Consider the following 25337-nt stretch of genomic DNA (forward strand, 5'->3'; position numbering starts at 1 on the left):
GGGCCTTCGTCCGGCACGCCGAGGGCACGCACCGAACACCGCGGGCACCGCACAGGACTTTCAAAACACCCCCTAGATCCAGACCGATCGAGGGGAAGACGGGCGCATGAGCGAAGTCGGGGTCCTCGGTACCGGTGCTCATGTACCGGACCGGGTTGTCTCCAATGACGAGGCCGGAGCGCGGGCCGGGGTCGACGACGCCTGGATCGTGCGCAAGACCGCGATCCGGGAACGCCGCTGGGCCGCCCCCGAAGAGGCCACCTCGGACCTGGCCGCCGCCGCGGGGCGGGCCGCCCTGCGATCGGCCGGTATCACCGCCGACCAGCTGTCCGTGATCGTCGTCGCCACCTCCACACCCGACCGGCCGCAACCGCCCACCGCCGCCTACGTACAGCATCTGCTCGGCGCCGTCGACGCGGCCGCCTTCGACATCAACGCCGTCTGTTCCGGCGAGGTGTTCGCGCTCGCCGCGGCCGAGGGGATCCTCGCCAGAAGGGGCGGATACGCGCTGGTCATCGGCGCTGATGTGTACTCGCGCATCCTGAACCCGGCCGACCGCAGGACGGTTGTCCTGTTCGGTGACGGCGCCGGTGCGATGGTGCTGGGCCTGGGAGGGGGAGCCCGTATCCGCACCCTCACCACGCACACCTTCGGTGAGCTGTCCGGCCTGATCGAGGTGCCCGCCGGCGGCAGCCGGCTGCCGGTCGACCGGGCCGCCCTCGACGCCGGCCTGCACTACTTCACGATGGACGGCCGGGCGGTGCGCCGATTCGTCGAGGACCGCCTTCCCCTGCTGACCAAGCAGTTCCTGCACGAGAGCGGGGTCGGCCCGGACGACATCGGCCACTTCGTCCCGCACCAGGCCAACGGCGTCCTGCTCGACACCGTCTTCGCGCAACTCGCCCTGTCACGGGCCACCATGCACCGCACGCTCACGCACTACGGCAACACCGGAGCCGCCTCCATCCCGATCACCCTGGCGGAAGCCGCCCGCACCAGCGCCTTCCGACCGGGGGACCTTGTCCTCCTGGCCGGTTTCGGCGGAGGCATGGCCGCGGGATTCGCGCTGGTCGAGTGGTGAGGCCGTCGCCGTCCAGACATCGGCAGAAGCAGGAACCATGACAACGAGACACTGCACGGTGGGCCTGATAGGCAGCGGCCCGCGCGGCCTCTCGGTGGTCGAACGGCTCTGCGCCAACGCCCGCTCACAGCCCGAGGGCAGCACGGTCCACGTCCATGTCGTCGACCCCTACCCGCCCGGCTCCGGCAAGGTGTGGCGCACCGACCAGTCCCCTCAGCTGCTCATGAACACGGTGGCCGGACAGATATCGGTGTTCACCGACGCCTCCGTGGACCTGCGCGGCCCGCTGGAACCCGGGCCGAGCCTGCACGAGTGGGCCGCGGCGCTCGCCTCGGGCCGGTCCGGCCACGACTGTCCGCCCCATGTCCTCGACGAGGCGCGCGAATTGGGCCCCGACACCTATCCGACCCGCGCGTTCTACGGCCGGTATCTGCAATGGGCGTACCAGCGCGTCGTCCAGAACGCGCCCCCGGGGCTGCGCGTCACCGCGCACACCGCTCTCGCCGTGGCCCTCGACGACGATCCGGAAGCCGAGGACGCGACTCTGCAACGGGTGGTGCTCGACGACGGCACCGTGCTCGCGGGCCTGCACGCCGTGATCCTCTGCCAGGGCCATCTGCCGGCCCGCGCCGACCCCGCGGGGCGGGAGTTCGCCGCCCGGGTGCGCAGGGCGGGGCTGGTGCACATCGCTCCCGCCAACCCGGCGGACGTCGACCTCGGTGTGCTGTCGCCGGGCTCCGAGGTGCTGCTGCGCGGACTCGGGCTGAACTTCTTCGACCACATGGCCGAGCTCACCGTCGGCCGCGGCGGCTCCTTCTCGCGGGCCGGCGGGCGGCTCGTCTATCAGCCCAGCGGCCAGGAGCCGCACTTGTACGCCGGGTCCCGGCGCGGCATCCCGTACCAGGCCCGGGGCGACAACGAGAAGGGCCCGCACGGCCGGCACGAGCCGCTGCTGCTCACCGCCGACCGCGTCGCGGAGCTGCGCCGGACCCACGCCCACTCCGGCCTCGACTTCAGGGCGGATGTGTGGCCCCTGATCTCCCGCGAGGTCGAGGCCGTCTACTACCGGACGCTGCTGACCTCACGCGGGCACATCGCCAGGGCGGAGCAGCTCCAGGAGGACTTCCTGGCGGCCGGCTCGGGACACCGGGAGAAGGACGCGGTCCTGGCGGCGTACGGCATCAGCGAGAAGTACCGCTGGGACTGGGAACTGATCGCCCGCCCCTACCGGGACCGGCGGTTCGCCTGCCCCCGGGACTTCACCGACTGGCTCCTCGACCATCTGCGCAAGGATGTCGCGGAAGCCAGATGCGGCAACGTCAGCGGTCCGCTCAAGGCCGCCCTCGACGTCCTGCGGGACCTGCGCAACGAGGTCCGGCTGGCGGTCGACCACGGCGGCCTGCACGGCGATTCGTACCGCGCCGACCTGGACGACTGGTACACCCCGCTCAACGCGTTCCTCTCCATCGGGCCGCCCGCGCGGCGCGTCGAGGAGATGATCGCGCTGATCGAGGCCGGGGTGCTGCGGGTGGTCGGGCCGGGGCTGCGAGTGGCCGTCGACGGCACTGGTTGCACGGCCGGTTCGCCGCTCGTGCCCGGCTCCGAGGTCCGTGTGACGGCACTCGTCGAGGCACGCCTGCCCGCGATCACCCTGCGCCGCACGGAGGATCCGCTGCTGCGTCATCTGCTGGCCACCGGACAGTGCACCACCTACCGCATCCGCACCCGCTCCGGCGGCACCTACGAGAGCGACGGACTCGCCGTCACCGGGCGGCCGTTCCGCCTGGTCGACGCGGCGGGACGGCCGCATCCGCGGCGCTTCGCGTTCGGCGTGCCCACGGAGTCGGTGCACTGGGTGACGGCCGCGGGCATCCGGCCCGGCGTCAACTCCGTGACCCTTACCGACTCCGACGCCATCGCCCGCGCGGCGCTCGCCTGCGCGGGCCGGACGGGAGTCGCCGGGGGACGGGAAGCTCACACAGAACAGGGACTCACCCATGCTCACTGACATCGGCTTCACCGGGGACGCCGGTCTGCTGTCCCCGGTCTGGGCGGCCACCCCTGTCGTGGCCGCGGTGTCCGACGGGGCGTGGCTCCAGGCCATGCTGGACGCCGAGGCGGCGCTGAGCCGGGCGCAGGCCCGGCTCGGCACGGTGCCCGTGGCCGCCGCTCAGGTCATCACGGAGGCCGCGCGGGCCGACCGGCTCGACCCGGTCGCCCTCGCCCGGCAGGCACGCGAGTCCGCCAACCCGGTGGTGGCGCTGGTACGGGAGTTCACCGCGCTGGTCGCGGACCTGGACCCGGACGCGGCCCGGTATGTGCACCGGGGTTCGACCAGCCAGGACATCCTCGACACGGCCACCGTCCTGGTCGTCGGCCGGGCCGCGCGGCTGATCCGCGCCGACCTCGAACGCGTCGAGGAGGCACTGGCCGTCCTCGCCCGGGCCCACCGGGACACCCTGATCGCGGGGCGCACCCTGGCCCTGCACGCGGTACCGACGACCTTCGGGCTCAAGGCGGCCGGCTGGCGCCACCTCGTCCTGGACGCGGCGCACAAGCTCGACGCCCTGTGCGCCGAGGGGCTTCCCGTGCAACTCGGGGGCGCCGCCGGTACCTTGGCCGGCTACCTCGCCCACGCGCCGGAAGCCGACCTCGCCACCTACGTCCGGGAGCTGACGGAGGCGTTCGCGGCCGAACTGGGTCTGTCCGCCCCCCTCCTGCCGTGGCATGTGCTGCGCACCCCCGTGGTGGACACGGCCACGGCCACCGCGTTCCTGTGCGGGGCCCTCGGCAAGATCGCCGTCGATGTGCTGTCCCTGACCCGGACCGAGGTCGGCGAGGTGCACGAGCCGGCACCCAGCGGGCGGGGCGCGTCCTCGGCGATGCCGCACAAACGCAACCCCGTGCTCGCGACAGCCATCAGATCCGCCGCACTGCAGGCTCCGCAGCTCGCCGCGACCGTACTGGGCTGTCTGCCCAGTGAGGACGAACGGTCCGCCGGGGCCTGGCACGCCGAATGGGAGCCGCTGCGCGCCCTGCTGCGGCTGGCCGGAGGGTCGGCACACCAGGCGGCGGAGCTCGTCTCCCAACTGTCGGTGGACCCCCGGCGGATGCGCGCCAACACCCGCATCAGCGGGGGCCGGATCGTCTCCGAGCGGATCGCCGTCGTACTCGCCCCGCTGATCGGCAAGGCCCGGGCGCGCGACCTGCTGAACGAGGCGTCCGCCCGCTCGGCGCGCACCGGCGAGTCCCTGGCGGAGGTGCTGCGGCAGGACAGCCGGGCGTCGGCCGTCCTCGCCGACGCCCGGCTGACGGATCTGTTCGAGCCGGAGGCCTACACCGGGGCCGCGGGCCCGCTGACCGACCGGGCCCTGTCCCGCTCACTGCCCGCCACGCGCGAGCGGATGAAGGACTAGGGGGTGTTTTGAAAGTCCTGTGCGGTGCCCGCGGTGTTCGGTGCGTGCCCTCGGCGTGCCGGACGAAGGCCCTCGTACTGGACGTACTTGGGTCTTTGGCCGGTGCGGCGAGGGTGCGTGCCGGGCGCCGTGGGTGCTGTGCGGGACTTTCAAAACATCCCCTAACCCCGTCGGCGCATGGCGATCTCGGTGAGTTCGTCGATGTCGAACTCGGAGCGGCCCGGTGAGCCGTAGCGGGTGATCTTCCCTCGGCTCACCCACTTGCGGATCGTCGCCTCGGAGACACCCGCGGCGAGTGCGGCCACCTTGGTGGGCACCAGCCGGTGGCGTGGTGGCTTCCTCATGCGCCGACGGCCTTCCGCTGCCGTTCCATGAGCGGTCGCAGGGTGATCCACTCGTGCAGGTCCCAGGTGTGTCCCGACGAGCAGCGGATGCTGCCGGTCCCGGCGCGCTGCGATGACGTGGTGATCTTTCCGGTGCAGTCGGCCACCACACAGTCCCGGGTGAGTACCCGGGGTTCACCGGGCCCGGGATCGATCGTCCGCAGCAACTCCCGCCGGAGACCGTCGATCTCGTCCGCGAAATCGGTCGCCGGTGGCTGCTCGGTGAGCCACGTGAGGTGACGCAGCAGAAAGTGGGTCAGGTCCGGGACCGAGCGCGTGGGAGCGATCCCGCCGCGCTCGTCGGCGACGAAACAGGCCCACGACTCAAGAATGGCCAGGATGTTGTGCCGGGCGTCGAGCGCGGACATGTTCAGACGGTCCCTGCTCCGGCTCCCGGACACCCGTGTGCGGTGCGGCTGCCGGGACGTGGGTAAGACGTGATGCAGGCTCTCCTGGTACAGACCGGGAAGCGCGCGCAGATTTCCCTCCAACTGCCGGATGCGCGAGGCGCAGAGGCCGGATTCGAGCGCCTCGCCGGGTTCCTGGAGAGAAGTTTCGGGGCAGGCGTGAGAATCCATTCGATTCCTTTCAGAGGTGGCTTGCCCGGCGCCCGGCACGGCTGAATGGAACTGCCCAAGCGGATGTGCACAGCCGTGGGCGAGGCGATGGCTCGTGGGAGGAGCGGAAAGTCGCGGCAGCAGATGTCGATTTCGGCCCCGGGCGCACTGGGAGATTTCCACGGGCGGTTCCGGGTGTCAACGCTCTGTATTCGCGGTCGATCGCCGCTGAAGGGGAACTCCAGATTCACTCTGTGCGGCGCCGCTCATGTGCCCTTCGTCCGAACCCCGAGGAGATACCTGTGACTTCGGATGTCACCACCGACACCCGCCAGGAGGCTGTCGCCCTCCGCACCGAGCTGCTCCGTCGCGTCGAGGACCGGCTGCGCTCCCTCCTCGCGGCCGAGCGCGACCAGTGGAGCGGGGTGCACGAAGGCGCGGTCGTCCCCATCGACGCGCTGACCGGGCTGATCGCGTCGGGCGGCAAGCGCATCCGGCCCGCCTTCTGCCTCACCGGCTATCTCGCCGCCGGCGGTGCCCCCGAGGACCCCGGCATCGTGGCGGCCGGCGCGGCCCTGGAGATGCTGCACCTGTCCGCCCTCGTCCACGACGACGTCCTGGACGACTCCGGCACGCGGCGCGGTATGCCGACCGTCCACACCAAGTACACCGAGCTGCACGCGGGGCGCGGCTGGCAGGGGGAGTCGCGCCGGTACGGCGAGGGCGTGGCCCTGCTCGTCGGCGACCTCGCGCTCGTCTACTCCGGTGAGCTGATGGCCGGGGCACCGAGGTCGGTGCTCGCGGAGTGGAACCGGCTGCGTTCCGAAGTGATGATCGGCCAGTACATGGACGTCCACACCGCCGCCGAGTTCTCCGTCGACCCCCGAAGCTCCCGCCTGATCGCCAGGATCAAGTCCGGCCGGTACACCATCCACCGGCCCCTCGTCGTGGGCGCGAGCGCCGCGGGGCGGGGCGACCTCGCCCCCGCCTTCGAGGAGTACGGCGAGGCCGTGGGCGAGGCGTTCCAGCTCCGGGACGACCTGCTCGACGCCTTCGGTGACTCCGCGGACACCGGCAAGCCGACCGGCCTGGACTTCACCCAGCACAAGATGACGCTGCTGCTCGGCTGGGCCATGCAGCGCGACGAGCACATCCACACCCTGATCACCGAACCGGGCCACACCCCCGACGAGGTACGCCGCCGGCTCCTGGACACGGGCGTGCCCGCCGACGTCGAACGGCACATCGCCGGCCTCGTCGAGCGCGGCCGCAAGGCCATCGCCGACGCCCCCGTCGCCGAGGTGTGGCGGGGGGAACTGGCGGACATGGCCGGGCGGGTCGCCTACCGCACATCCTGAGCCGCCCCCCGTCCTGACTCCCAAGCGCCGCTGCCGACCCGGGCAGCGGCGCTTTTCTGCGTCGTACACACCAGCACCCCACAGGCGCCCGATCAGCGCCGATGGCTGAAGCTCCGTGCCGGGCGATACGGTGGCCCCCACTAGCGGTAGGTGGGGACGAAGGGACATGGCACGTGGCCTTGAGGGCGCTTCGGCCGGCATTGGAAGCCCTGTACGTCAGACGGCTGGCCCGCAAGCTGGAGGGCAAGCCGCGTCCACGGCATGTCGCCATCATGCTGGACGGCAACCGCCGTTGGGCCCGTGGAGCCGGGCACGACGACGTCCGTGAGGGCTACCGCGTGGGCGGAGCGAAGGTCGGCGACTTCCTGCGCTGGTGCGACGCCGCCGACATCGAGCACGTCACGCTGTGGATGCTGTCCGACGACAACCTCCACCGGCCCCCGGCCGAACTCGGGCCGCTGCTCGAAATCATCGAGGAGACCGTGGCGAGCATCTGCGCGGCCGACGAGGACTGGCGGATCGAGGTCATCGGCGCGCTGGACCTGCTGCCGGGGGAGACCGCCCGGTCCCTGAAGGACGCCGTCGCGCGGACCAACGGCCGCTCGGGCCTCAAGGTCGACGTGGCGGTCGGATACGGCGGCCGCCGCGAGATCATCGACGCGGTCAGGTCGGCCTTCGACAAGCACATCTCCGCCGGCGGCGACCCCCGCGAACTGGCCGAGAACTTCGACCTCCAGCACATCTCCGACAACCTCTACTCCCCGGCGGGCCCCGACACCGACTTCATCATCCGCACCTCCGGTGAGCAGCGGCTGTCCGGCTTCCTGCTGTGGCAGTCCGCCTACGCCGAGGTGCACTTCGTCGAAGTCCTGTGGCCCGCCTTCCGCGAGATAGACCTGCTGCGGGCGCTGCGTTCGTACGCGGTCCGGGACCGGCGTTACGGCAGGTGAGCTGAGGCCCGGCCGCACCACAGCACCGCTCTACCGGCGCTCCAGAACCGCTCCCGATACTCGGTAGCAGCACTGGAGCGGGGCCCCGCCCCACATGTCGATCCGAAGGGATTGCTGTGTCCAACCCTGAAGCGGTACTGGCCCGGATGCGCGAGTACATGGTGGGACCCACCCGGTTCATGACCCTGTACACCTGCTTCGAACTCGGCATCGTCGACGCCCTGCGCAAGGAGGGCGGCCTGACCGCGGCGGAACTCGGCGCGGCCGTGGGCGCGAAACCCGACGCCGTGGCGCAGTTGCTGTGTCTCCCGCTGAAGGAGGGCTTCGTCGCCCAGGACGAGGCCACCGGCGGCTATACCCTCGCCGCGCTCGCGGATGTCCCCGAAGCGGACCTCCAGCGGGTCCTGACCTTCATGGGCATGATCAAGACGGGCATGCTGCGGCAGCTGTACTACCTGCCCGAGAGCGTCTCGACCGGCAGTGCGGTCGGACTCAAGGAGCTCTACGGCTTCGAGGGCACGATGTTCGAGGCTGCCGCCGTGGTCCCGGAGGTGCGCTCCGCTTGGGGGCCGCTGGCCCAGAACGAGACGGCCGCCGTCTACCCGTGGTTCTTCCGCAGCTTCGACGTCCCGGCCGGGGCACGCGTGCTCGACGTGCGCGGTGGCAACGGGCTCGGGGCCGTCATGACCTGCCGGTTGAAGGGATCGCCCGGTCTGCGGGTGACCGCCTTCGACCAGCCCGTCCTGGAGGCGGAGTGCCTGCGGACCTTCGAGGCGCACGGGGTGGCGGAGCAGTGCTCGTTCGTGGGCGGTGACGTCCTGGAGTCCCTGCCCGGGGGCTTCGACGTGGTGCTGCTCAAGCACTTCGTGGACATGTACGACAAGGACGAGGTCCTCACCATCCTGAAGAACGCCCACGGGGCGCTGGAGCCCGGGGGCCAGGTCGTCGTCCTCGCGCCCGTGTACCCCGAGGACATCACGGACCCCGAGGACCTCCAGGCCGACTTCTTCCCGGCCTACATCCTCGGCTGTGTGGTGGGCCGCGGTGGACTGCAGAAGCTGTCCACGTACCGCGGCTGGCTGGAGGAGTGCGGGTTCGAGGTCACGAAGGTGACTGCCAAGGACCCCGCCGACATACCGGCGGACGCCATCATCAACCGCGTGGTCATCTGCGCGACGAAGCGGGACTGAGAAGCGGGGCTGAGCTGGTCGAGGACGCCTCCGCGGGCGGCCGCGGAGGCGTCCTCCAGCGTGTCCTCAGGCGGTGTAGAGGTCGAACGTCGAGCTGCGTCGCGGTCCGGCGACCACGTCCAGTTGGGGGTCGACGACCAGCATCGCCTGGTGCAGACGCTGTACGCGCGGTGACGGCTCCACGCCCAGGCCCTCGATGAGCCGGATACGCAGCTTGCGGTAGACCTCCAGGGCCGACGCCTGCCGGCCCGAGCGGTACAGCGCCACCATGGCCTGCGAGTGCAGGCCCTCGTGCTGGGGGTAGCGTGCCGTCAACTCGGTGAGTTCCGGGATGAGTTCGGTGTGCCGGCCGAGCCGCAGATCGGCGTCGATCCGCCGCTCCACGGTACCGAGACGGCTCTCCTCCAGCCGCATGACCTCTATCTTCAGGACCGGCCCCACCCGCACGTCGACCAGCGCCGGTCCCCGCCAGAGCGTGAGCGCCTGCCGGAAACGGTCCGCGGCGACGGCGTCGTTGCCGGACTCGAAGGCCGACCGGCCCTCCGCCACCATGCGTTCGTAGGCGTGCACATCGACGCTCTCCGAGGGGATCGCCATCACATAGCCGCCGTGCCGGGTGGCGAGCACCTCCTTGGCCGTGCCGGGGTTGTCGGACCCCATGGCGCCGCTGAGGCGTCGGCGCAGTTGGAGGATGTACGTCTGTAAGGTCGCCAGCGCGCTCTGTGGTGGCTTGGTTCCCCAGAGTTCTTCCATGAGCGTGGAGACGGGCACCACGCGTCCGGGGCAGAGGGCGAGCAGGGACAGCATCTGCCGTGGTTTGCCGGCCGAGGGGACGATCGACTCCCCGTTGACCTCGGCGCACAGCGTGCCCAGGACCTGAATCTTCATGTTCTCCCCCGTACGTCGTCGAATCCCTGCGTGGCAGCAGTCCCCGGCCCGATGGGTGCCGACGCAACACGATTGCGTCGTGGGGGAGGGCAACCGTGGGCAGGGGAGTGGTCACTCAGCTCGCTGCAACTGCCTGTGTGGCTTGGCCGGATCATTCCGGTGCGTACGCCGACCAGTGTTGTCCATGCGGCTTGGGCTGGACTGTCCGGCGACTTGGCGCTGGCTTGGTGGCCGCTTGCCGGAGTGAGGGTACGGGCCCGAACCGTGACCCGTTCGGGCGAAGATGACGTCGGCGGCGCACGGTTCGGGCCCGAGTGGACCGGAACGCCGCCAAGTCGAGGGCAAGCCGAAGGGCAGTCTCCCCCACGTACCTCGAACGACACTCGGAGGGGTACGGAGGCAGGGGGAGGCCGAATTACATCGTCTTGCGCGGTCGTACGGCCGCGGCACGGATCCGTCGCAGCAGATGGACCCGGCGCAGCCGCCCGATGGTCTGGTACAGCACCTCGGCGGTCAGGGCATGGGTGAAGGAGTACCAGCCCAGGCGCTGCGGGTCCTCGCGGATCAGTCCTGCCGCGACGATGGTGTCGACCGCCCTCAGCGCCTCCTCGATCTCGATCGAGGAGGCCTCGGCGACGACATCGACGGCGAAACTGCGGCCCGCTACGGCGGCGACGGACAGCAACTCGACGGCTTCCGGGCACAGTTGTGCGACCCGGCCGAGCACCACTTCGCGCACGGGCGCCGGCACCGATGCCGTACCGCCCCGGCTCTCGTCGCCGTCGAGGACCTTGATCAGTTCGCGCAGATAGAACGGATTGCCCCCGGTGCGGTACCGCAGCTCCTCGGCGGCAGCCCCGCTCACCTCCCGATGCAGCATCGCGCTCGCCAGGGCCCGGGCCTCCGCGACGTCCAGGCCGCTCAGCTCCACCTGCGTCATGTCCGCCCGGGCCAGCGCGGCCGAAGTCGTGGCGAGGGCGGCCGCCGCGTCGGAACGGTAGGACGCGGCCACCAGCAGGCGGCTCGTGCGCACCGACTCGGCCAGGTGAGCCAGGAGTTGCAGGGAGGCCGGATCCGCCTGGTGCAGGTGATCGAGCACGATCACCAGGGGTCTGGCGTGGGAGGCGCGGGTCAGGTAGTGCACGATCGCCTCGAACTGCCGCAAGGTGACGGCGTCCGCGTCGGCGACGGACGGAGGCTGCCGCGTCTCACCGTTGAGCACCTCGGCCACGGGGCCCGGAACCGGACGGCGCGGGAGGTGCGTGCCCGCCGAACCCAGTACCTGCCGCCACGGCCACAGCGGCGGTGTGGCGACATGTCCGGGGCAGGCGCCCCACAGCACCGGCGCACCGGTGGCCAGTTCGGTGAACCGTCGGAGCAACGTGGTCTTGCCGATGCCGGGTTCACCTGACACCGTCACCACCTGACCCCGGCCGCCCGCCGCTTCGGCCGACACCGCGGCCAGATGCCGCAGTGACTCCTCGCGGCCGACGAAGATCTCCTCGCCGGTGTCCGGGGCCGGCAGGGGAGTCCGCGCTGCGAGCGCGGCCCTGCGAGGCGTCGCCGTGACCGGGACAGGCTGGGCCGGACGCCAGTCAAGCGCCGGAGCGTGGCTGAGGATCTCGCGCTCAAGGTGCTGCAGGGCCGGCCGGGGATCGATGCCGAGTTCGTCTCCCAGCCGTCGTTGGTTGGTGCGCAGTACCGCAAGGGCGTCGGCCTGCCGTCCGGCTCGGTACAGGGCAAGGCTCAGGAGCTCGCAGCCGTATTCGCGCAGGGGATGGGCCTGCATGAAGGCCTCCAGCTCGGCGACCGCCACCTCGTGGGCGCCCACGGCCAGCAGCGCCGCGCAGCGGCCCTCGACGGCCGATAACCGTAACTCCCCGAGCCGCGCGACCTCCGCCGCCACATGCACGGAGTGGGACACCTCGGTGTAGGCCTCGCCCCGCCACAGCGCCAACCCGGCCTCGAACTCGCTCAACGCCTCGTGCGGATCTCCCCGGTTCCAGGCCTGCCAGCCCGCTTTGGCGCGGCGCTCGAAGCGGTGGACGTCGACCTCGACGGCATGGCCGTCCAGCAGATAGCCGCGGTCGTTGGTGTGCAGCACCTTCGTCGGGGTCCGGGGAGCGCGGCCCGGTTCCAGTGCCCTGCGGAGATTGGCCACATAGGACTGCAGGGACGTCATCGCCGAGGGCGGCGGACTCTCCGCCCACAGTGCTTCCAGCATCACGTCCACCGGCACCGGCTGGCCGACTCGGCTGACCAGTAAGGCGACCAACTTGCGTTGTTTGGGAGCCCCGAGATCCACCGGGCGCCCCGCGACCACGGCCTCCAACGGGCCGAGTGCGCGGAATTCTGCCATGGGGGGTGCAATGCCATGCATTGTGGTTGGTTGCGCTTCGGTCCACCGGATTAATTCCGACGGGGTGTCGAATGATGTCGCCAGGAATTCCACGTCGGCCATGTCAGGCTTGAGTATGTTTATCGGTCAGATCGATGTCAAGGCTGGGTTACGAAGTGGTCGTGGGCGTACACCCATTTCCGGAGCCGATAATCTCGCCGTGTGCCATCCGGTAGCCGAGTTGAAAGCGGTGCTGGGCGCCGTACTGCTCGCGCAGGGACGCGATGTGTCCTTGCACGGACCGCAGACTCATGCCGAGACGGCGGGCGATCGCCTTGTCGGAGCGGCCCTCGATCAGCAGCGCCTGGATGGCCCGGCGCACATCGGGTACGACCTCGCGGGCCGCGTCCGCCGCCCGCACCGGACGGAACGGGAACCGCTCGGCCCGCACCCAGGCCTTGTCGAAGACCCCCCTGAGGAACGCGATGACGGCGCCGTCCCGGATCAGCGCGGCGCTGTGGGAATGTTCGCCGCCGGGGATGAAGGCGATCTCGCCGTCGACGAGGATCAGCCGGTCGAAGAACTCCGGGAGCGTGCGCACCTCCGCGTCCCCCTGAGCCGTGACCTCCTGCACGTATTTCTTCGTCGGCTCGGAGAACCGGGCACTGTGCTGGAAGAGCGTCCGCAGGGCGACTCCGCGGGCGAGCGGGCCGCGGACCGCCGCATGGAGCCGGTCCAGGGTGGTGCCGCGGCCGGGTTCGTCGGGCTGGGCGGTGAGGATCTCGCGCTTGGCCCGGCACAGCGCGTCGCTGATGGTGTCGTGCACGGTCTCCAGGCCGTCGACGTACTGGATGCGGCCGGGGGCCTCGGTGTCGGTGCCTTCGACGAGGAGCAGGTGGCCCGCGGTCTCGGTGGCGTACCGTTCGAGGCTGCTGAGGGTGTCGGCGATCCGCAGCAGGGATTCCAGCGGTGAGTCGGCGGGGGACAGAGTGTCCCGTGTCTGTCCGCTGCCCGCGCTCATGACGTCATCCTTCCCCCCCGTTTCCCGAAACACCGGCAGTTGCCGTCCCACCAGATCCTTGGCGACCGTCCCGAACTGCGCAACCAAGAACGCGGGCACCTCAGTGATGCTGGCTCGATACTCTAGAACCGGGCCGTGCTCAGCAGTCCGGTTCCTTCGCCAACTCCTCGCGGCGGGCGGCGATTTCGCCCTGGTAGACCTGCGTGTCCCAGTCCTCCGGGGGGACGGGAACCAGCGCGATGGAGACCACCCGCTCCTCGACCTCGAAGGCCTCCTGCACGGCGGCCGTCACCCGCTCCACCAGCTGGAACCGCTGCTCGGGGGTGAGGGACTTGGGGAAGTGCTGAATGGTCACGTGAGGCATCAGGGCGTCCTTGTCCTTGGGGTTGCCGGTCGTGGTGTGGCGCGCTGGAGTGCCTTGACCACCTCATCGACGCCCGGCTCGCGCAGCGCCCCGTAGTGGTCGGTCTCCAACTGGACGATCGTGGGCGGCGCCGTACGGCCCCCTGCGCGTTCGATGAAAGAGGGCTCGTCGTCACAGGCCCGGAACACCGTGACGGGTGCGGAGACTCGGCGCTGGACGGAGTCGTACGTGAAGCCGTACGTACGGCCGACCACCGCGACCACGCGCCGGATCAAACCGGGGTCCAGTTGCGGGAACCGGCGCTCGACGAACCGCGCGAAGCTCTCCGCGTCCACGGACTCGCGCAGGCACGCCTCGACGGACGGGCCGCGGACCGTGCCGGCGAAGACGGAGAAGAGGACGGTGGTGAAGACGGGATCGGCGAAGTCGGCCACCGGCGCCGGCCCCGGGGCACCGGCCACTCGTGGGGACCCGGGTGCCAGCAGGAACAGCTGCTCCACCCGCTCGCCCGACTGCTCCAGCTGCCACGCCGCCTCGAAGGCGACCCGCGCGCCGAAGGAGTAACCCCACAGCGTGTAGGGGCCCTTCGGCTGGATGCGACGCAGGGCCGTGACATCGGCGGCGGCCATCTCCTCGATGGACGGCAGGGGGGTCTCGCCCTCGTTGACGCCGTGCGACTGGATGCCGTGCACCGGTCGTCGCCCGGGCGCGCGGGCCGCGAGCAGCCGCAGGTTCATCGTGACGCCACCGAGCCCCGGCCAGCAGAACACCGGCGGACCGCTGCCCTCGGACCGCAGCGGGGTGATGCGGGAGGCGGCGACGGCGGCTCCGGCTTTCACCGCCTCGGCCAGCTTCGCGACCGAGGTCGCCTCGAACAGGACCTGGAGCGGCAGGGCGCAGCCGAACGCCTCGTTGATCCGCTTGACCAGGCCGACCGCGATCAGCGAGTTCCCGCCGAGCTCGAAGAAGTCGTCGTGCACGGAGACGAAGTCCCGCTTCAGGGCCGTCCGCCACAGATCGCCCAGGCGTGCCTCGGTCCGGTTGCGCGGCTCCACCACCGGACGGACACGCGCCGCTACCTCGTCGACGTACCCTTCGAGGGCTCTGGTGTCGAGCTTGCCGTTGGGGGTGTGCGGCAGCTCGGGCAGGACCAGGATCCGGCTGGGCAGCATGTACTCGGGCAGGGATGCGACCAGATCGTCCCTGATCAGCTCCTCCGGGCCCTTCATATGGACCTGGTCCTCGTTCATGCCCTCGTGGCGGAGCTGCTCCTCGCTGACCGCGCCGCCGACGCAGAAGTACGAAGGCCCGGTGGGCCGTCCGGCCTCCCGCAGGATCGCCGTCATGCGTCGGGCTGCGGGCAGGTCGTCACCGGTGCGTGAGCTGTAACCCGCGGGCATGAGACCCAGGTGGGCGGTGTTCATCATCAGGCGCTGCAGCTCGCGGCCCAGGTCCACATAGCTCAGCGGCTCCCTGCCCTGCTCGGCCGCGCGACTGACGAGGGTGATACCGAAGGCGGAACGGCCGTACGCGGCCTGGTTGATGGCGATCACATGCCGCTTGAGGACCAACTCCTCGCTGATCCGGTGCAGTTGGCCCTCCCGGTACAGGTACTGGCCGCTGGGCGGTCCGGCCGCGCTGCCCGGATGGAACTGCACATAGAGGTCGAGGGCGTGCTGCGCGGGTGCCGGCGTCCACGGCACCAGGTCGAAGGAGCCAAGGCAGTGGTCGCCCTCCCCGCAGCCGAGGAGCCGGGGCAGGCGGGGGTCGTATGCCGTCTCGGCGAGGGCGAGGCCATGGGCGGGCAGCACCTCGTCGAACAGGCCGGCCATGTGCCCGGCCTCCATTTCCAGGACCTCCTGGATGTTCTTCTTGTACACCGGCTCGATCGCGGATCGGCGGCCGACGAGGTGCACTCGGGCACGGGCGGCCGCCTTGATACGGCGGATCAGCACCAGTTCGTGATGGACCGGGTGGTAGTAGTAGTGCCCCGGCGCCAGGCCCTCGATCCCGGCGAGCTCCAGGTACAGCTGCGCCGCGTACAGGGATCCGGGAGAGGCGTACGCGTACTTCGGCAGCAGCCGTTCCTCGCTGAGGTGCTGGCCGAAGTTGCGGAGTATCGCGCCGAGTTCGTGCAGGGTCAGCTCTTCGGGGCGGCGCGATCCGGATCCCTCGGGCCGCCGTCCCAATGCCGACAGTACATGCGCGGTCTCCAGCGGGCCGCCCTCGTAGAAACGGTAGGTCTTGCGGGCGAAGGCCCGGCGCCGTGCCTCGGGGTCGGCGGTGGCGCCGGGCAGGCGTAAGCAGGGGCGTCCGTGCAGATCGGCCGCGTCCCGTACACCTGGATTCGACAGCTGGGCCTTGACCTGGAGCCGGGACGATTTCGACACATGGTGCTCGCCGAACTCGCCCTGGTCCATCAACGCGGCTTCCCGTGGGCTGAGTTCGATGCACGCCACCAGAGTCCGGGTTTCGGCGCGCAGGAGTACGGCCGCGTTCTTCACCCAGTCGTGCGCCTCGATGGCCAGGCGTATCTCGTCCAGCTCGATGCGGAAGCCGCGCAGCTTGACCTGGTTGTCGACGCGGCCCGCGTACTGGGCGGTGCCGTCGGGGTTGGAGTAGGCCAGATCGCCGGTGCGGTACAGCCGTTCGGGGCCCTCGGATGTAGTGAACCGCTCGGCGGTGAGCTCCGGCCGGTGGAGATAGCCGCGTGCCAACTGGACGCCGCTGATGTACAGTTCGCCCCTTTCACCGGCTGCCACCGGTCGGTCCTCGGCGTCCAGGATGTGGTAGCGCAGACCGGGCACGGGCCTGCCGATCGGGACGGTCTCGGGGCCCTCGTCGAGAGCGGTGGGGTCGACGGTGTGGGCCGAGGTGTTGATGGTGCACTCGGTGGGGCCGTAGAGATTGATCAGTGTGGTGTCCGGCAGGGCCAGGGTCAGTCTCTTCGCGAGCGCCCGGGACAGTGCCTCGCCGCCGCTGAAGAGGTGGGTGAGCGACGTACAGCGGTCGAGTTCGTCGGTGTCGACGAGGGCCTGAAGGAGCGTCGGCACACACTGCAGGGTCGTCACGGCATGGCGGGTGACCGCCTCGATGAGACGCGGCGGGTCCCGGTGGATACCTCCGGACCCGACCACGACCCGGCTTCCGCAGGCGCAGGCCAGGATCTCCCACTGGGCGGCGTCGAAACCGATCGGGGTCTTCTGGAGGACGGTCTTGTCCGCGTCGAGCGTGAAGGCGGCGGCGAGCCAGCGCATCTGGTGCGCGAGAGAGCGGTGCTCGATGGCCACGCCCTTGGGTTTCCCGGTGCTGCCCGAGGTGTAGATGACGTACGCCAGATCCGCGGGGCGCGGGCCGTCGGGCAGTTCGGCCGGGTCCGTGTCGGACCGGCCCTTGATGAACTCGACGACGTCTTCGAGGGTGATGACGAGCGTGTCGGCGGTGAGGAACTCCGTGAGCCGGCTCCGGAGGATGTCCTGGGTGAGGACGACGCTCATGCGGGCATCCCGCACGATATGGCCAATGCGCTCCCGCGGATAGCCGGGAGAGAGCGGAAGGTAGGCCCCGCCGGACCGCAGCACGCCCCAGGCGCCGATCACGAGATCCAGTGAGGGCTCGACGAAGAGCCCCACACAGTCGTCCGCGCCGACACCGAGGTGGTGCAGACAACGCGCCACGTCGTCGGCCTGGTCGGCCAGTTCGCGGAAGGTGAGCGACTCGCCCTCGTGGACCACGGCGATATCGCCCGGACGGGCACGGGCCTGAGCGTCGAGCAGTTCAGGCAGGCATGTCCCGGCGGCGTCCTGGCTCTTCATCAACGTACCCCCGTACTCGGACGGCTCTTCGACCTCCGGCAAAAACGTACGTATGTGCGCCAGCAGCGGTGCCGCGCGCGACCCCCGCAGTCGATGCAGTGCGGCAACCCGAACCATGGGCCGCGTGGTCAACGCCGACGTGGAGCGGCAGATTCTGGGCGAGCATGTGCTGCTCGCGGGGGCGGACCCGAGCCCGAGCAGAGCCGATCCGGAGGGGCCCGTGACCGATTTGTCAACCGGCAGCGCCGTCAGCTCACTTGGGGAGCTGGTGGGCAACACCCCGATGCTGCGGCTGAGACTCGCCGGGCTGCCCGACGACGCGCATGTGCTGGCCAAGCTGGAGGCGGCGAACCCGCTGTCCAGCATCAAGGACCGGGCCGCCCTGTTCATGCTGCGCGCCGCCGAGCGGGCGGGCACACTGCGGCCCGGCGGGACGGTCATCGAGTCGACCTCGGGCAACACCGGCATCGCGCTGGCCGCGCTGGCCGCCGCCCGCGGCTACGGCTGCCGGATCGTGCTCCCCGGCAACGCCTCGCGGGAGCGCCTGCTGACCCTGCGCATGCTGGGCGCCGAGATCGAACTCACCGACCACACCCTCGGCTTCGCCGGCTGCGTGGAGCGCGCCGCGGAACTGCACACCGCGACCCCCGGCTCCTGGTACGCGGCCCAGCACGAGAACGCCGACAACGTCCGGGCCCACTACGAGACGACCGGCCCGGAGATCTGGCGGGACAGCGGCGGCCGTATCGACCATCTTGTGTGCGGAGTCGGCACCGGTGGCACCCTGACCGGTGTCGCCCGCCGGCTGCGCGAGCACAACCCGGAGTTGAACGTCGTGGCCGTCGAGCCCACGGGCTCGCCCCTGCTGTCCGGCGGTGAGCCGGGACCCCACCGCATCCCCGGTCTGAACGGCGGATTCACCAGCCCGGTCACCGATGTCACGCTCATCGACGAGGTGATCACCGTCGAGGACGAGGACGCCGCGGCCACCACCCGCGCCATCGCCGCCGCCACCGGACTGCTGGTCGGCGTCTCGTCGGGCGCCGCCGCGTACGGCTGCCTGGAACTCGCACGCCGGCACGACCTGGCCGGGGCCACGGTCGTCACCGTCTTCCCGGACAGCGGGGAGCGCTACCTCAGCTGGTGGCCGGAGGCCCCACGAGGCGAGTGATCGCAGCTCACCTCACAGTTCGCCCCGCTGTCTCGTCGGACTGAGCAGGCGCACCCGTATGTCCGCGCACAGGAACGGAGCACAACCGACCCATGAATCCCGAGCGTTCACTGCTCCTCGTCGGCGCCACCGACGAAACGGTGGCCAAGGCCAAGCAGTTGGGCCTGCACGTCCTGCTGTTGCAGCACCCCACCAAGGTCACCCCCGAGCAGGAGCGCCTCGCCGACCGGCTGGAGGTCGTCGACTACACCCGCTGGGACCTGGTGGAGCCGATCGCCGAGCGGCTGTGGGACGCACCCGGCTTCGCCGCCGCCGTCTCGATCACCGAACCGGGCCTGGAGAACGCGGCCCGCATCAACGACCTGTTCGCCCTGGGCGGCACCGGTTACGAGGTGACCCGGCGCTTCCGCGACAAGGCGGTCATGCGCGAGCACCTGGCAGGCCTCGACCCCGACGCCGTGCACGCCCAGGCGCTGGTCCGGCGCGAGGACCTGGACGCCTTCGGGAAGCGCCACGGCTACCCCTTCATCGTCAAGCCGACCGACGCCACCGCCAGTATCGGCGTCCACCGCCTCGACGGACCCGCCGACGCCGACCGGGTCTGGGCCGGCGTGCGGCGGCTGGCGGGCACCAGGACGGACCGGGTCTCGACCCTGATGCTGCTCCAGGAGTTCCTGATGGAGGAGTACCTCGACGGGCCCGAGTACAGCGTGGAGTCCTTCAGCTCGGCCGGGCGCCATGTGGTCATCGCCGTCACCGAGAAGTTCACCGACCCCGCGCACTTCGCCGAACTGGGACACGCGGTCCCCGCCCGGCTCGGCGCGGAGATCGAGGAGCGGGTGCGCGCGGCCGTCCTCGCCTTCCTGGACCGGCTCGGCTTCAAGGACGGCGTGTGCCACACCGAGATCCGTGTCGGCGCCCGCGGCCCCCGCGTCATCGAGAGCCACAACCGGATCGCCGGCGACGCCATCACCGATCTGGTGCACAGCGTGTACGGCATCGACACCGTCAAGCTCGCCCTCGGCGCCCCCTTCGGCCTGGCAGGCGAGCTGCCCGAGCGACCCGAGGCGCGAGGCGGAGCAGCCGTACGGTCGCTGGTGGGCCGGCCCGGCGACCTCGTGGAGTCCGTGGAGGGCGTGGCCGAGGCACGGGCGCTCGACGATGTGCTCGCGGTGCGCATCAGCGCCAAGCCGGGGGAGACGGTACGGCCGCTGCGGGACAACTGGGACCGCCTCGGCCTGGTCGCCGTCACCGGCGAGGACACCACCGCGGCGATCCGGCGCGGCGCCGAACTCATCGGCACCGCGGTGCAGGTGCGGGTGAAGGACCCCGACGGCCGGCCCGGTCTGGCCGAGGCGGCGCCGGTGAGCGACCGGACGGTGATGCCGGCATGAGCGTCCTCGTCCTGCACCGCAATCCCTTCGCCGCCTTCCCCTACCGCCGCTGGCTTGACGGCGACGCCCCCGGCCTCGACGACCGCACCCCGTACCCCGGCGACATCGTCGTACTCGCCGCCCGCGACAAGATCGAGTCGGCCGGCGAACCGCTCCCCGGCGACGCCGACCACGACTTCACCCACCTCGAACTCTTCGACACCCTCGACGACGAAGCCGTGCCCTCCCGCGCGCTCGCCCTCGCCGAGGAGCACCGGATCACCCACGTCATCGCCCACCACGAGGCGGATGTGGCCCTCGCCGCCCGACTGCGCGAGCGTCTCGGGCTGGAGGGGGCCTGGAGCGCGGACATCACACCGTTCCGCGACAAGGCGCTGATGAAGAAGCTGGCCCTGCAGGCCGGCATCCAGGTCGCCCCGCACACCGTGCCGGGCAGCGCCCAGGAGGCCCGCGACTTCGCCGGCCGGCACGGCTTCCCCGTGGTCCTCAAGCACCGGCAGGGCTACAACTCCATCGGTCTGCGCATCATCACCGACCGGGACGAGCTGGCGGCGCGGCTCACGGAGGCCTACCGGGACGGCCCGCGGGACGACCTGATCATCGAGGCGTACGTGCCCGGGCGGATGTGCCATGTCGACGGGCTGGTGGTGGACGGCCGTACGGTGGCGGCCTGGCCCTCCCAATACCAGTACGACCTGGCCTCGTTCGGCGTCGACCCCGGTCCGCGCGTCGACCTGACGCTGGACGTGGCCGACCCGCTCACGCCCCGGCTGCTCAAGCTGATCGAGCGGACCCTGGCGGCGCTGAAGCCCGAGGGGTCCCGGCTGCGCACCCACGCCTTCCACGCGGAGGTATTCCACACGCCCGACGACGGTCTGGTGCTGTGCGAGATCGCCGGACGGTCCGGCGGCGCCAAGATCCGGGAGGTCTTCGAGATCCTCTTCGGGATCCAGCTCGCCGTCCAGGTGACCCGTGCGGAGGCGGGACTGTCGCTGCCCGCGGTCGAAGGCGCCGTCGACGAACGGGGGTTGCTGCGGCCGCGCTGTATGTCGGGGCAGGTACTCACGATGAAGCGGCCCGGCCTGGTGCGCGCGCTGCCCGCCGTGCCCGACGAGGAGTGGGTGAGGGGGTTCTGGCTCTTCGCCGAGGAAGGACAGGTGATCGCCCCGGCTTCCGGTTCCGCGGACTTCCTTACGGCGACGGTGGGTTCGGCTCCGACGCGCGGCGAGTGCGAGCGCAGGCTGCGCGAGCTCGGGGCCCGGATCATCGGGGAGACGAAGATCGTGCCGCTCGGGCAGGAGGAGGCCTGATGAGGCGGCAGTTGTCGTCGGTCCGCTTCAAGTACATGGCGGGCATGGTCGTCGACGCGACCGGCAGCGGCATGTATCTGCCGCTGTCGCTCCTGTACTTCCACCATGTCACCGGTCTGCCGCTCACCGAGGTCGGCGCCATCGTGACGGCCGCCTCGGTGATCGGCCTGATCAGCAATCCGGTCGCCGGGGTCCTCATCGACCGCTTCAGCGCCCGCGCCGTACTGGTGGGCGGCTATGTGCTGCGCGCCTCGGCGTTCTGTATCTATCCCTTTGTCGACAACGGCGTGGCCATGTTCGCGGTCGTGCTGCCGGTCGCCCTCGGTGACACCTCCTATCCGCCGGCGATCCAGTCCTTCGTGGCGGAGATCGTGCAGGGCGCCGAGCGGGACAAACTGCTCGCCCTGCAACGCAGCCTGCGCAACGCCGGGATGGGCGTGGGCGGCCTCCTCGCGGGCGCGGCGCTCGCGCTCGACGACTCCGGGTTCTACGTCGTCGTCCTCGGGGCGGCCGCCGGGTATCTGCTCGCGGCCGGGCTGATGAGCTCGATCCGCCCCGGGGCCTCGGCACAGCCGGTGGGCGGCCGGGTATCCCGCAAGGGCGGCTACCGGATGGTGGCGCGCAACCGGCCCTTCCTGGGACTTACGCTTCTGAACATCCCGACGGCCTTCGCGTACATGGTGCTGTCCGTGGCCCTGCCGGTGTACCTCACCCGTGAACTCGACGCGCCCGTCTCGCTGGTGGGCATCGTGTACGCGGTCAACACCGTCGGTATCGCCGCCCTGCAGATCCCGGTCACCCGGCTGCTGGTCCGGTACCGCAGAACGCGTGCGGTGGCGCTCGGCGCCGGTGTCTTCGGGCTGTCCTTCGTCACGTTCGCGGTGCTCGGCGGAGCGTCGAGCGGGCCGGCGCTGATCGCCGGGGTGTTCGTCGCGACCGCCATGTTCACCGCCGGTGAACTGCTGCACGGCGCCACGGCCTCCGCGCTGGTCGCCCAGGCCGCGCCGGAGCAGACCCGCGGCCGTCACCTCGCCGTCTACCAGCTGTCCTGGGCGCTGCCCATCGCGCTCGCGCCGACCGTGCTCACGGCCCTGCTGTCGCTGTCGGCCACCGGGATGTGGCTGCTGCTCGCGGCGGGTGTGGCGGGCTCCGCGCTGGGCGTGCTGCGCCTGGAGCACAGGCTGCCGGCGGCCGCGGTGCATCCGGTGCTGCCCGAGGCCGAACCGGCCGTACCGACCACCGGAAAGGTTGCGTGACCCCCATGGGGATATCGAGTTGGCGTGTGCTCGGAGACGAGGACCCGGAGTTCGCCCGGGAGGCGGCCGCGGGACAGAGCGGACTCGTCAGCCAACTGCGCCCGCTGATCGTGGAGTTGACCAAGCCCGGCGACCTCGTCTTCGACCCGTTCGCCGGCTGGGGCACCACCCTGGTGGCCTGCGCGGCCGAAGGACGCCTCGGGGTCGGCGTCGAGATCAACCCGGCCCGCGCCGCGGAGGCACGGCAACGCGTCGCCCGCTGCCCCGGGCAGCGCATGCTGTGCGGCGACGCCCGCAGGCCCCCGCTCGACCCCGACAGCGTGGACCTGGTCCTGTGCGACCTGCCGTACTTCGGCACGCATCTGGACCTCGACGACCCTGACCCCGGCCAGATGTACGCACTGCGCGACTACGACGCCTACCTGACGGCACTCGACGAGGCCTTCTCGGCCGTAGCACGGGTGATGCGGCCGGGCGCATACGCGGTCATCGCCGTCCAGAACCGGCGGATCGCGGACCGGTTCGTCCCGCTGGCCTGGGACGCCGCGCGCGTGCTCGGCCGCCATCTGACCCTCGGGGACGAGCGCGTCCACCTGTACGACTGGCCCGTCAAGGACGACGGCGACCCGATGCGCACGAACCGCTCGCACGAGTATCTGCTGATGGCCCGGAAGCGAGGCGGGACTGGGTGATCGTCAGGCGTCCCGCCATAGCCGGAGCTTGTCGGGGTTGAGCACCGTCCAGATCTGCTTGATCCGGTCGCCCGCGAAGTCGAACGCCAGTACCGACACGGAGACCCCGTCCACCTGGGCGACCAGACCGGGCTGACCGTTGACCGTGCTCTCCACGAGCCTCAGCTCGGGCACCAGCTCCATCCGGCCGGCGTAGAACTGCGCGATCTGCTCGGCGCCCACGATCGGGCGGAGCACGGCCTGCACCAGCCCGCCGCCGTCGCCGGTCGCCGTGGCGTCGGGGGCCAGCAGCCCGATCAGGGCGTCGATGTCCTTGGCCTCCCATGCCTCCTTGAAGGCGCGCACGTTGTCGGCGCGCCGGGGCGCCGGGGCGGCCTCGGACTGCGAGGCGCGCAGACGACGGCGCGCCGACGAGGCCAGCTGGCGACAGGCCGGCTCGGTCCGGCCGACGATCGCGGCCACTTCGGCGAAGGAGTAGCGGAAGACGTCGTGCAGGATGAACGCGACGCGCTCGGCCGGGGTCATGCGTTCCAGTACGACGAGAAAGGCCATGTTGATCGACTCGTCGAGGGTGACCCGGTCGGCCGGGTCGGCCGCGGTGCCGCCCCACCGCCCGCTGATCCACTCCGTGTCCGCGGGCAGCGGCTCGGGAACCCACTCACCCACGTACCGCTCCCGCCTGGCCCGGGCCGAGCCGAGCAGGTCGAGGCAGATGCGGCTGGCGACCGTGGTCAGCCAGCCACCGGGCGACTCGATGGCCTCCCGCTGCTGGGGCGTCATGGCGTACCAGCGGGTGTAGGTCTCCTGTACGACGTCCTCGGCCTCGGTCAGCGAGCCGAGCAGCCGGTAGGTGAGATTGATGAGCTGCCGCCGCTCGCTCATGATCGCGCCCAGGCCCGGATCGTCGGGCCTGCCGTGCTCGGATCCGGATGCGTTGGTCATGGTGTCGCCGGCTCCCTCGGTCGCTCCGCCCCCGTTCATCCGACGAGACACGGCGTCGAACTGTGAGGTGAGCGGCTCGCCTCACATTTCGCGGGGCTGCGTCGTCGGAACGGATGGATGGAACACTAGCCAGGTGACCAAGGAAGGCAACCGATGTCGGAATCCGTGAATGTCTCGATCATCTACTACAGCGCCACGGGCAACGTACACGCGCTGGCTCAGGCGGCGGTCGAGGGTGCGGAGAAGGCCGGCGCGCAGGTGCGCCTGCGCAAGGTCGCGGAGACGACTCCGCAGGAGGTGATCAACCTCAGGCAGGAGTGGGTCCAGCACCTCCAGGACACCGCCGATGTCGCCGAGGCCGGCCACGACGATCTGGAGTGGGCCGACGTGGTCCTCTTCGGCACCCCCACCCGCTTCGGCAACCCCGCCAGCCAGCTCAGGGCGTTCATGGAGACGACCGGGCCCCTGTGGTTCCAGGGCAAGCTCGCGGGCAAGGTCTACTCGGCCTTCACCGCCTCCAACACCGCCCACGGCGGCCAGGAGTCCACCCTCCTCGCGCTGGGCAACACCTTCTACCACTGGGGCGGCATCATCGTGCCGCCCGGCTACACCGACCCGGTCCAGTTCCAGTCGGGCAACCCCTACGGCACCTCCCACGTGGCCGGTGACGGAGCCCCGGGCGACGTCCAGTTGCAGGCGGCCCGCCACCAGGCACGGCGTGCCGTGGAGATCGCGACGGCACTCAAGGCCGGGCGTGCGGCTGCGGCCTGAACCCCGGCCGCGTCGCATGAGGTCGGGCAGGTAACCGCGGAGCCTGCCCGCCTCATGCTGACAGACCGAGGAAATGCCACCCCATTGCCCGGAGTTCCCTTCCCCACGGCCTGTCTGGAGTTCATGCGCCACGCCGTCGGCCCCGCCCTGGACACGATGGTCCTCGGAGCCGGCCGCCCCAGCACCTCCTCACCACCGCACTGCGCCGTACGGAAGACCTCTGCTCAGCCCACCCGAGGTGTACGCCCCGTCCAAGCGCCAGTTGCACCGGCCCACCCTCCAACGCATCGCCGCCGCCGCACCGTTGGAGGACCCCGAGGTGGCGCAGATCTGCAGCGCCGAGCCCACGGCCCGGATCCTGCGCGCCTAGAAGTGTCCTGAAGATCTTGCTTGGGCCGCCCCGATCGCCCAGGTTCGCCCGCAAAAGTCGATCGGGGCAA

Annotated in this window: 21 protein-coding genes; 13 read left to right on the plus strand and 8 right to left on the minus strand. The window is 70.9% G+C overall.

Annotation, left to right across the window (positions count from 1 at the left end; genetic code table 11):
- The first annotated feature begins 106 nt into the window (after nucleotides 1-106).
- From RMT89_RS35550 to pcaB, 3 genes are read left to right on the plus strand one after another with little or no spacing between them, the layout of a single operon-like run.
- A complete protein-coding gene (locus RMT89_RS35550) occupies nucleotides 107-1081 on the plus strand; it encodes a ketoacyl-ACP synthase III (protein ID WP_315887886.1) in 975 nt (324 codons plus the stop codon).
- A gap of 37 nt (nucleotides 1082-1118) precedes the next feature.
- Nucleotides 1119-3089: an FAD/NAD(P)-binding protein gene (locus RMT89_RS35555; protein ID WP_315887887.1), complete on the plus strand. Its 1971-nt coding sequence runs from the start codon at nucleotides 1119-1121 to the stop codon at nucleotides 3087-3089.
- Nucleotides 3079-4497: a 3-carboxy-cis,cis-muconate cycloisomerase gene (pcaB, locus tag RMT89_RS35560; protein WP_315887888.1), complete on the plus strand. Its 1419-nt coding sequence runs from the start codon at nucleotides 3079-3081 to the stop codon at nucleotides 4495-4497. Before RMT89_RS35555 ends, pcaB begins: the two co-directional genes overlap by 11 nt.
- A 161-nt stretch (nucleotides 4498-4658) precedes the next feature.
- Here the strand turns inward: pcaB and RMT89_RS35565 are convergent, their stop codons facing one another.
- Complete coding sequence (locus tag RMT89_RS35565; RefSeq protein WP_315887889.1) at nucleotides 4659-4841, minus strand: hypothetical protein; 183 nt, start codon at nucleotides 4839-4841, stop codon at nucleotides 4659-4661.
- On the minus strand, nucleotides 4838-5248 hold the full coding sequence (locus RMT89_RS35570; protein WP_315887890.1) for a hypothetical protein: 411 nt from the start codon (nucleotides 5246-5248) through the stop codon (nucleotides 4838-4840). The genes RMT89_RS35565 and RMT89_RS35570 overlap by 4 nt, the downstream gene beginning before the upstream one ends.
- A 491-nt stretch (nucleotides 5249-5739) precedes the next feature.
- Here RMT89_RS35570 and RMT89_RS35575 point away from each other — a divergent pair, with 491 nt between their 5' ends.
- The 3 genes from RMT89_RS35575 (at nucleotide 5740) to RMT89_RS35585 (ending at nucleotide 8935) form a co-directional block, all read left to right on the plus strand.
- Nucleotides 5740-6795 carry a polyprenyl synthetase family protein gene (locus tag RMT89_RS35575; RefSeq protein WP_315887891.1) on the plus strand — a complete coding sequence of 352 codons (1056 nt, stop codon included), beginning with the start codon at nucleotides 5740-5742 and terminating at the stop codon, nucleotides 6793-6795.
- 179 nt (nucleotides 6796-6974) lie between these two features.
- On the plus strand, nucleotides 6975-7745 hold the full coding sequence (locus RMT89_RS35580; RefSeq protein ID WP_315887905.1) for an isoprenyl transferase: 771 nt from the start codon (nucleotides 6975-6977) through the stop codon (nucleotides 7743-7745).
- Between the two features lie 116 nt (nucleotides 7746-7861).
- Nucleotides 7862-8935 carry a methyltransferase gene (locus tag RMT89_RS35585; protein WP_315887892.1) on the plus strand — a complete coding sequence of 358 codons (1074 nt, stop codon included), beginning with the start codon at nucleotides 7862-7864 and terminating at the stop codon, nucleotides 8933-8935.
- Between the two features lie 66 nt (nucleotides 8936-9001).
- Here RMT89_RS35585 and RMT89_RS35590 read toward each other — a convergent pair whose 3' ends face one another.
- The 5 genes from RMT89_RS35590 to RMT89_RS35610 form a co-directional block, all read right to left on the minus strand.
- Nucleotides 9002-9823, minus strand: coding sequence for an AfsR/SARP family transcriptional regulator (locus RMT89_RS35590; protein WP_315887893.1), 822 nt, complete (start codon nucleotides 9821-9823; stop codon nucleotides 9002-9004).
- Between the two features lie 415 nt (nucleotides 9824-10238).
- Nucleotides 10239-12182, minus strand: a complete 1944-nt coding sequence (locus RMT89_RS35595; RefSeq protein WP_315887894.1) for a BTAD domain-containing putative transcriptional regulator — start codon at nucleotides 12180-12182, stop codon at nucleotides 10239-10241.
- Between the two features lie 148 nt (nucleotides 12183-12330).
- The gene (locus RMT89_RS35600) at nucleotides 12331-13182 is read right to left on the minus strand and encodes a LuxR family transcriptional regulator (protein ID WP_315887895.1); all 852 of its coding nucleotides are present in this window, start codon (nucleotides 13180-13182) and stop codon (nucleotides 12331-12333) included.
- A gap of 139 nt (nucleotides 13183-13321) precedes the next feature.
- Nucleotides 13322-13546 carry a tautomerase family protein gene (locus tag RMT89_RS35605; RefSeq protein WP_315887896.1) on the minus strand — a complete coding sequence of 75 codons (225 nt, stop codon included), beginning with the start codon at nucleotides 13544-13546 and terminating at the stop codon, nucleotides 13322-13324.
- Nucleotides 13546-17361, minus strand: a complete 3816-nt coding sequence (locus tag RMT89_RS35610; protein ID WP_315887897.1) for an amino acid adenylation domain-containing protein — start codon at nucleotides 17359-17361, stop codon at nucleotides 13546-13548. The genes RMT89_RS35605 and RMT89_RS35610 overlap by 1 nt, the downstream gene beginning before the upstream one ends.
- Before the next feature lie 220 nt (nucleotides 17362-17581).
- Between RMT89_RS35610 and RMT89_RS35615 the strand changes: the two genes are divergently transcribed.
- From RMT89_RS35615 to RMT89_RS35635, 5 genes are all read left to right on the plus strand, one after another.
- Nucleotides 17582-18532: a cysteine synthase family protein gene (locus RMT89_RS35615; RefSeq protein ID WP_315887906.1), complete on the plus strand. Its 951-nt coding sequence runs from the start codon at nucleotides 17582-17584 to the stop codon at nucleotides 18530-18532.
- A gap of 92 nt (nucleotides 18533-18624) precedes the next feature.
- Complete coding sequence (locus RMT89_RS35620; RefSeq protein ID WP_315887898.1) at nucleotides 18625-19926, plus strand: ATP-grasp domain-containing protein; 1302 nt, start codon at nucleotides 18625-18627, stop codon at nucleotides 19924-19926.
- Nucleotides 19923-21236: a hypothetical protein gene (locus tag RMT89_RS35625; RefSeq protein WP_315887899.1), complete on the plus strand. Its 1314-nt coding sequence runs from the start codon at nucleotides 19923-19925 to the stop codon at nucleotides 21234-21236. The genes RMT89_RS35620 and RMT89_RS35625 overlap by 4 nt, the downstream gene beginning before the upstream one ends.
- Nucleotides 21236-22492, plus strand: coding sequence for an MFS transporter (locus RMT89_RS35630; protein WP_315887900.1), 1257 nt, complete (start codon nucleotides 21236-21238; stop codon nucleotides 22490-22492). The genes RMT89_RS35625 and RMT89_RS35630 overlap by 1 nt, the downstream gene beginning before the upstream one ends.
- A gap of 5 nt (nucleotides 22493-22497) precedes the next feature.
- Nucleotides 22498-23184: a DNA methyltransferase gene (locus RMT89_RS35635; protein WP_315887901.1), complete on the plus strand. Its 687-nt coding sequence runs from the start codon at nucleotides 22498-22500 to the stop codon at nucleotides 23182-23184.
- A 3-nt stretch (nucleotides 23185-23187) separates the two neighbouring features.
- Here the strand turns inward: RMT89_RS35635 and sigJ are convergent, their stop codons facing one another.
- A complete protein-coding gene (gene sigJ / locus RMT89_RS35640; protein WP_315887902.1) occupies nucleotides 23188-24126 on the minus strand; it encodes an RNA polymerase sigma factor SigJ in 939 nt (312 codons plus the stop codon).
- 153 nt (nucleotides 24127-24279) lie between these two features.
- Between sigJ and wrbA the strand changes: the two genes are divergently transcribed.
- Together wrbA and RMT89_RS35650 are read left to right on the plus strand one after the other, a co-directional pair.
- Nucleotides 24280-24897 carry an NAD(P)H:quinone oxidoreductase gene (wrbA, locus tag RMT89_RS35645; RefSeq protein ID WP_315887903.1) on the plus strand — a complete coding sequence of 206 codons (618 nt, stop codon included), beginning with the start codon at nucleotides 24280-24282 and terminating at the stop codon, nucleotides 24895-24897.
- Nucleotides 24898-25135: 238 nt separating this feature from the next.
- Complete coding sequence (locus RMT89_RS35650; RefSeq protein ID WP_315887904.1) at nucleotides 25136-25267, plus strand: hypothetical protein; 132 nt, start codon at nucleotides 25136-25138, stop codon at nucleotides 25265-25267.
- Nucleotides 25268-25337 lie beyond the last annotated feature (70 nt).

The sequence above is a fragment of the Streptomyces sp. P17 genome, from assembly GCF_032436805.1.
Classification (GTDB): domain Bacteria; phylum Actinomycetota; class Actinomycetes; order Streptomycetales; family Streptomycetaceae; genus Streptomyces.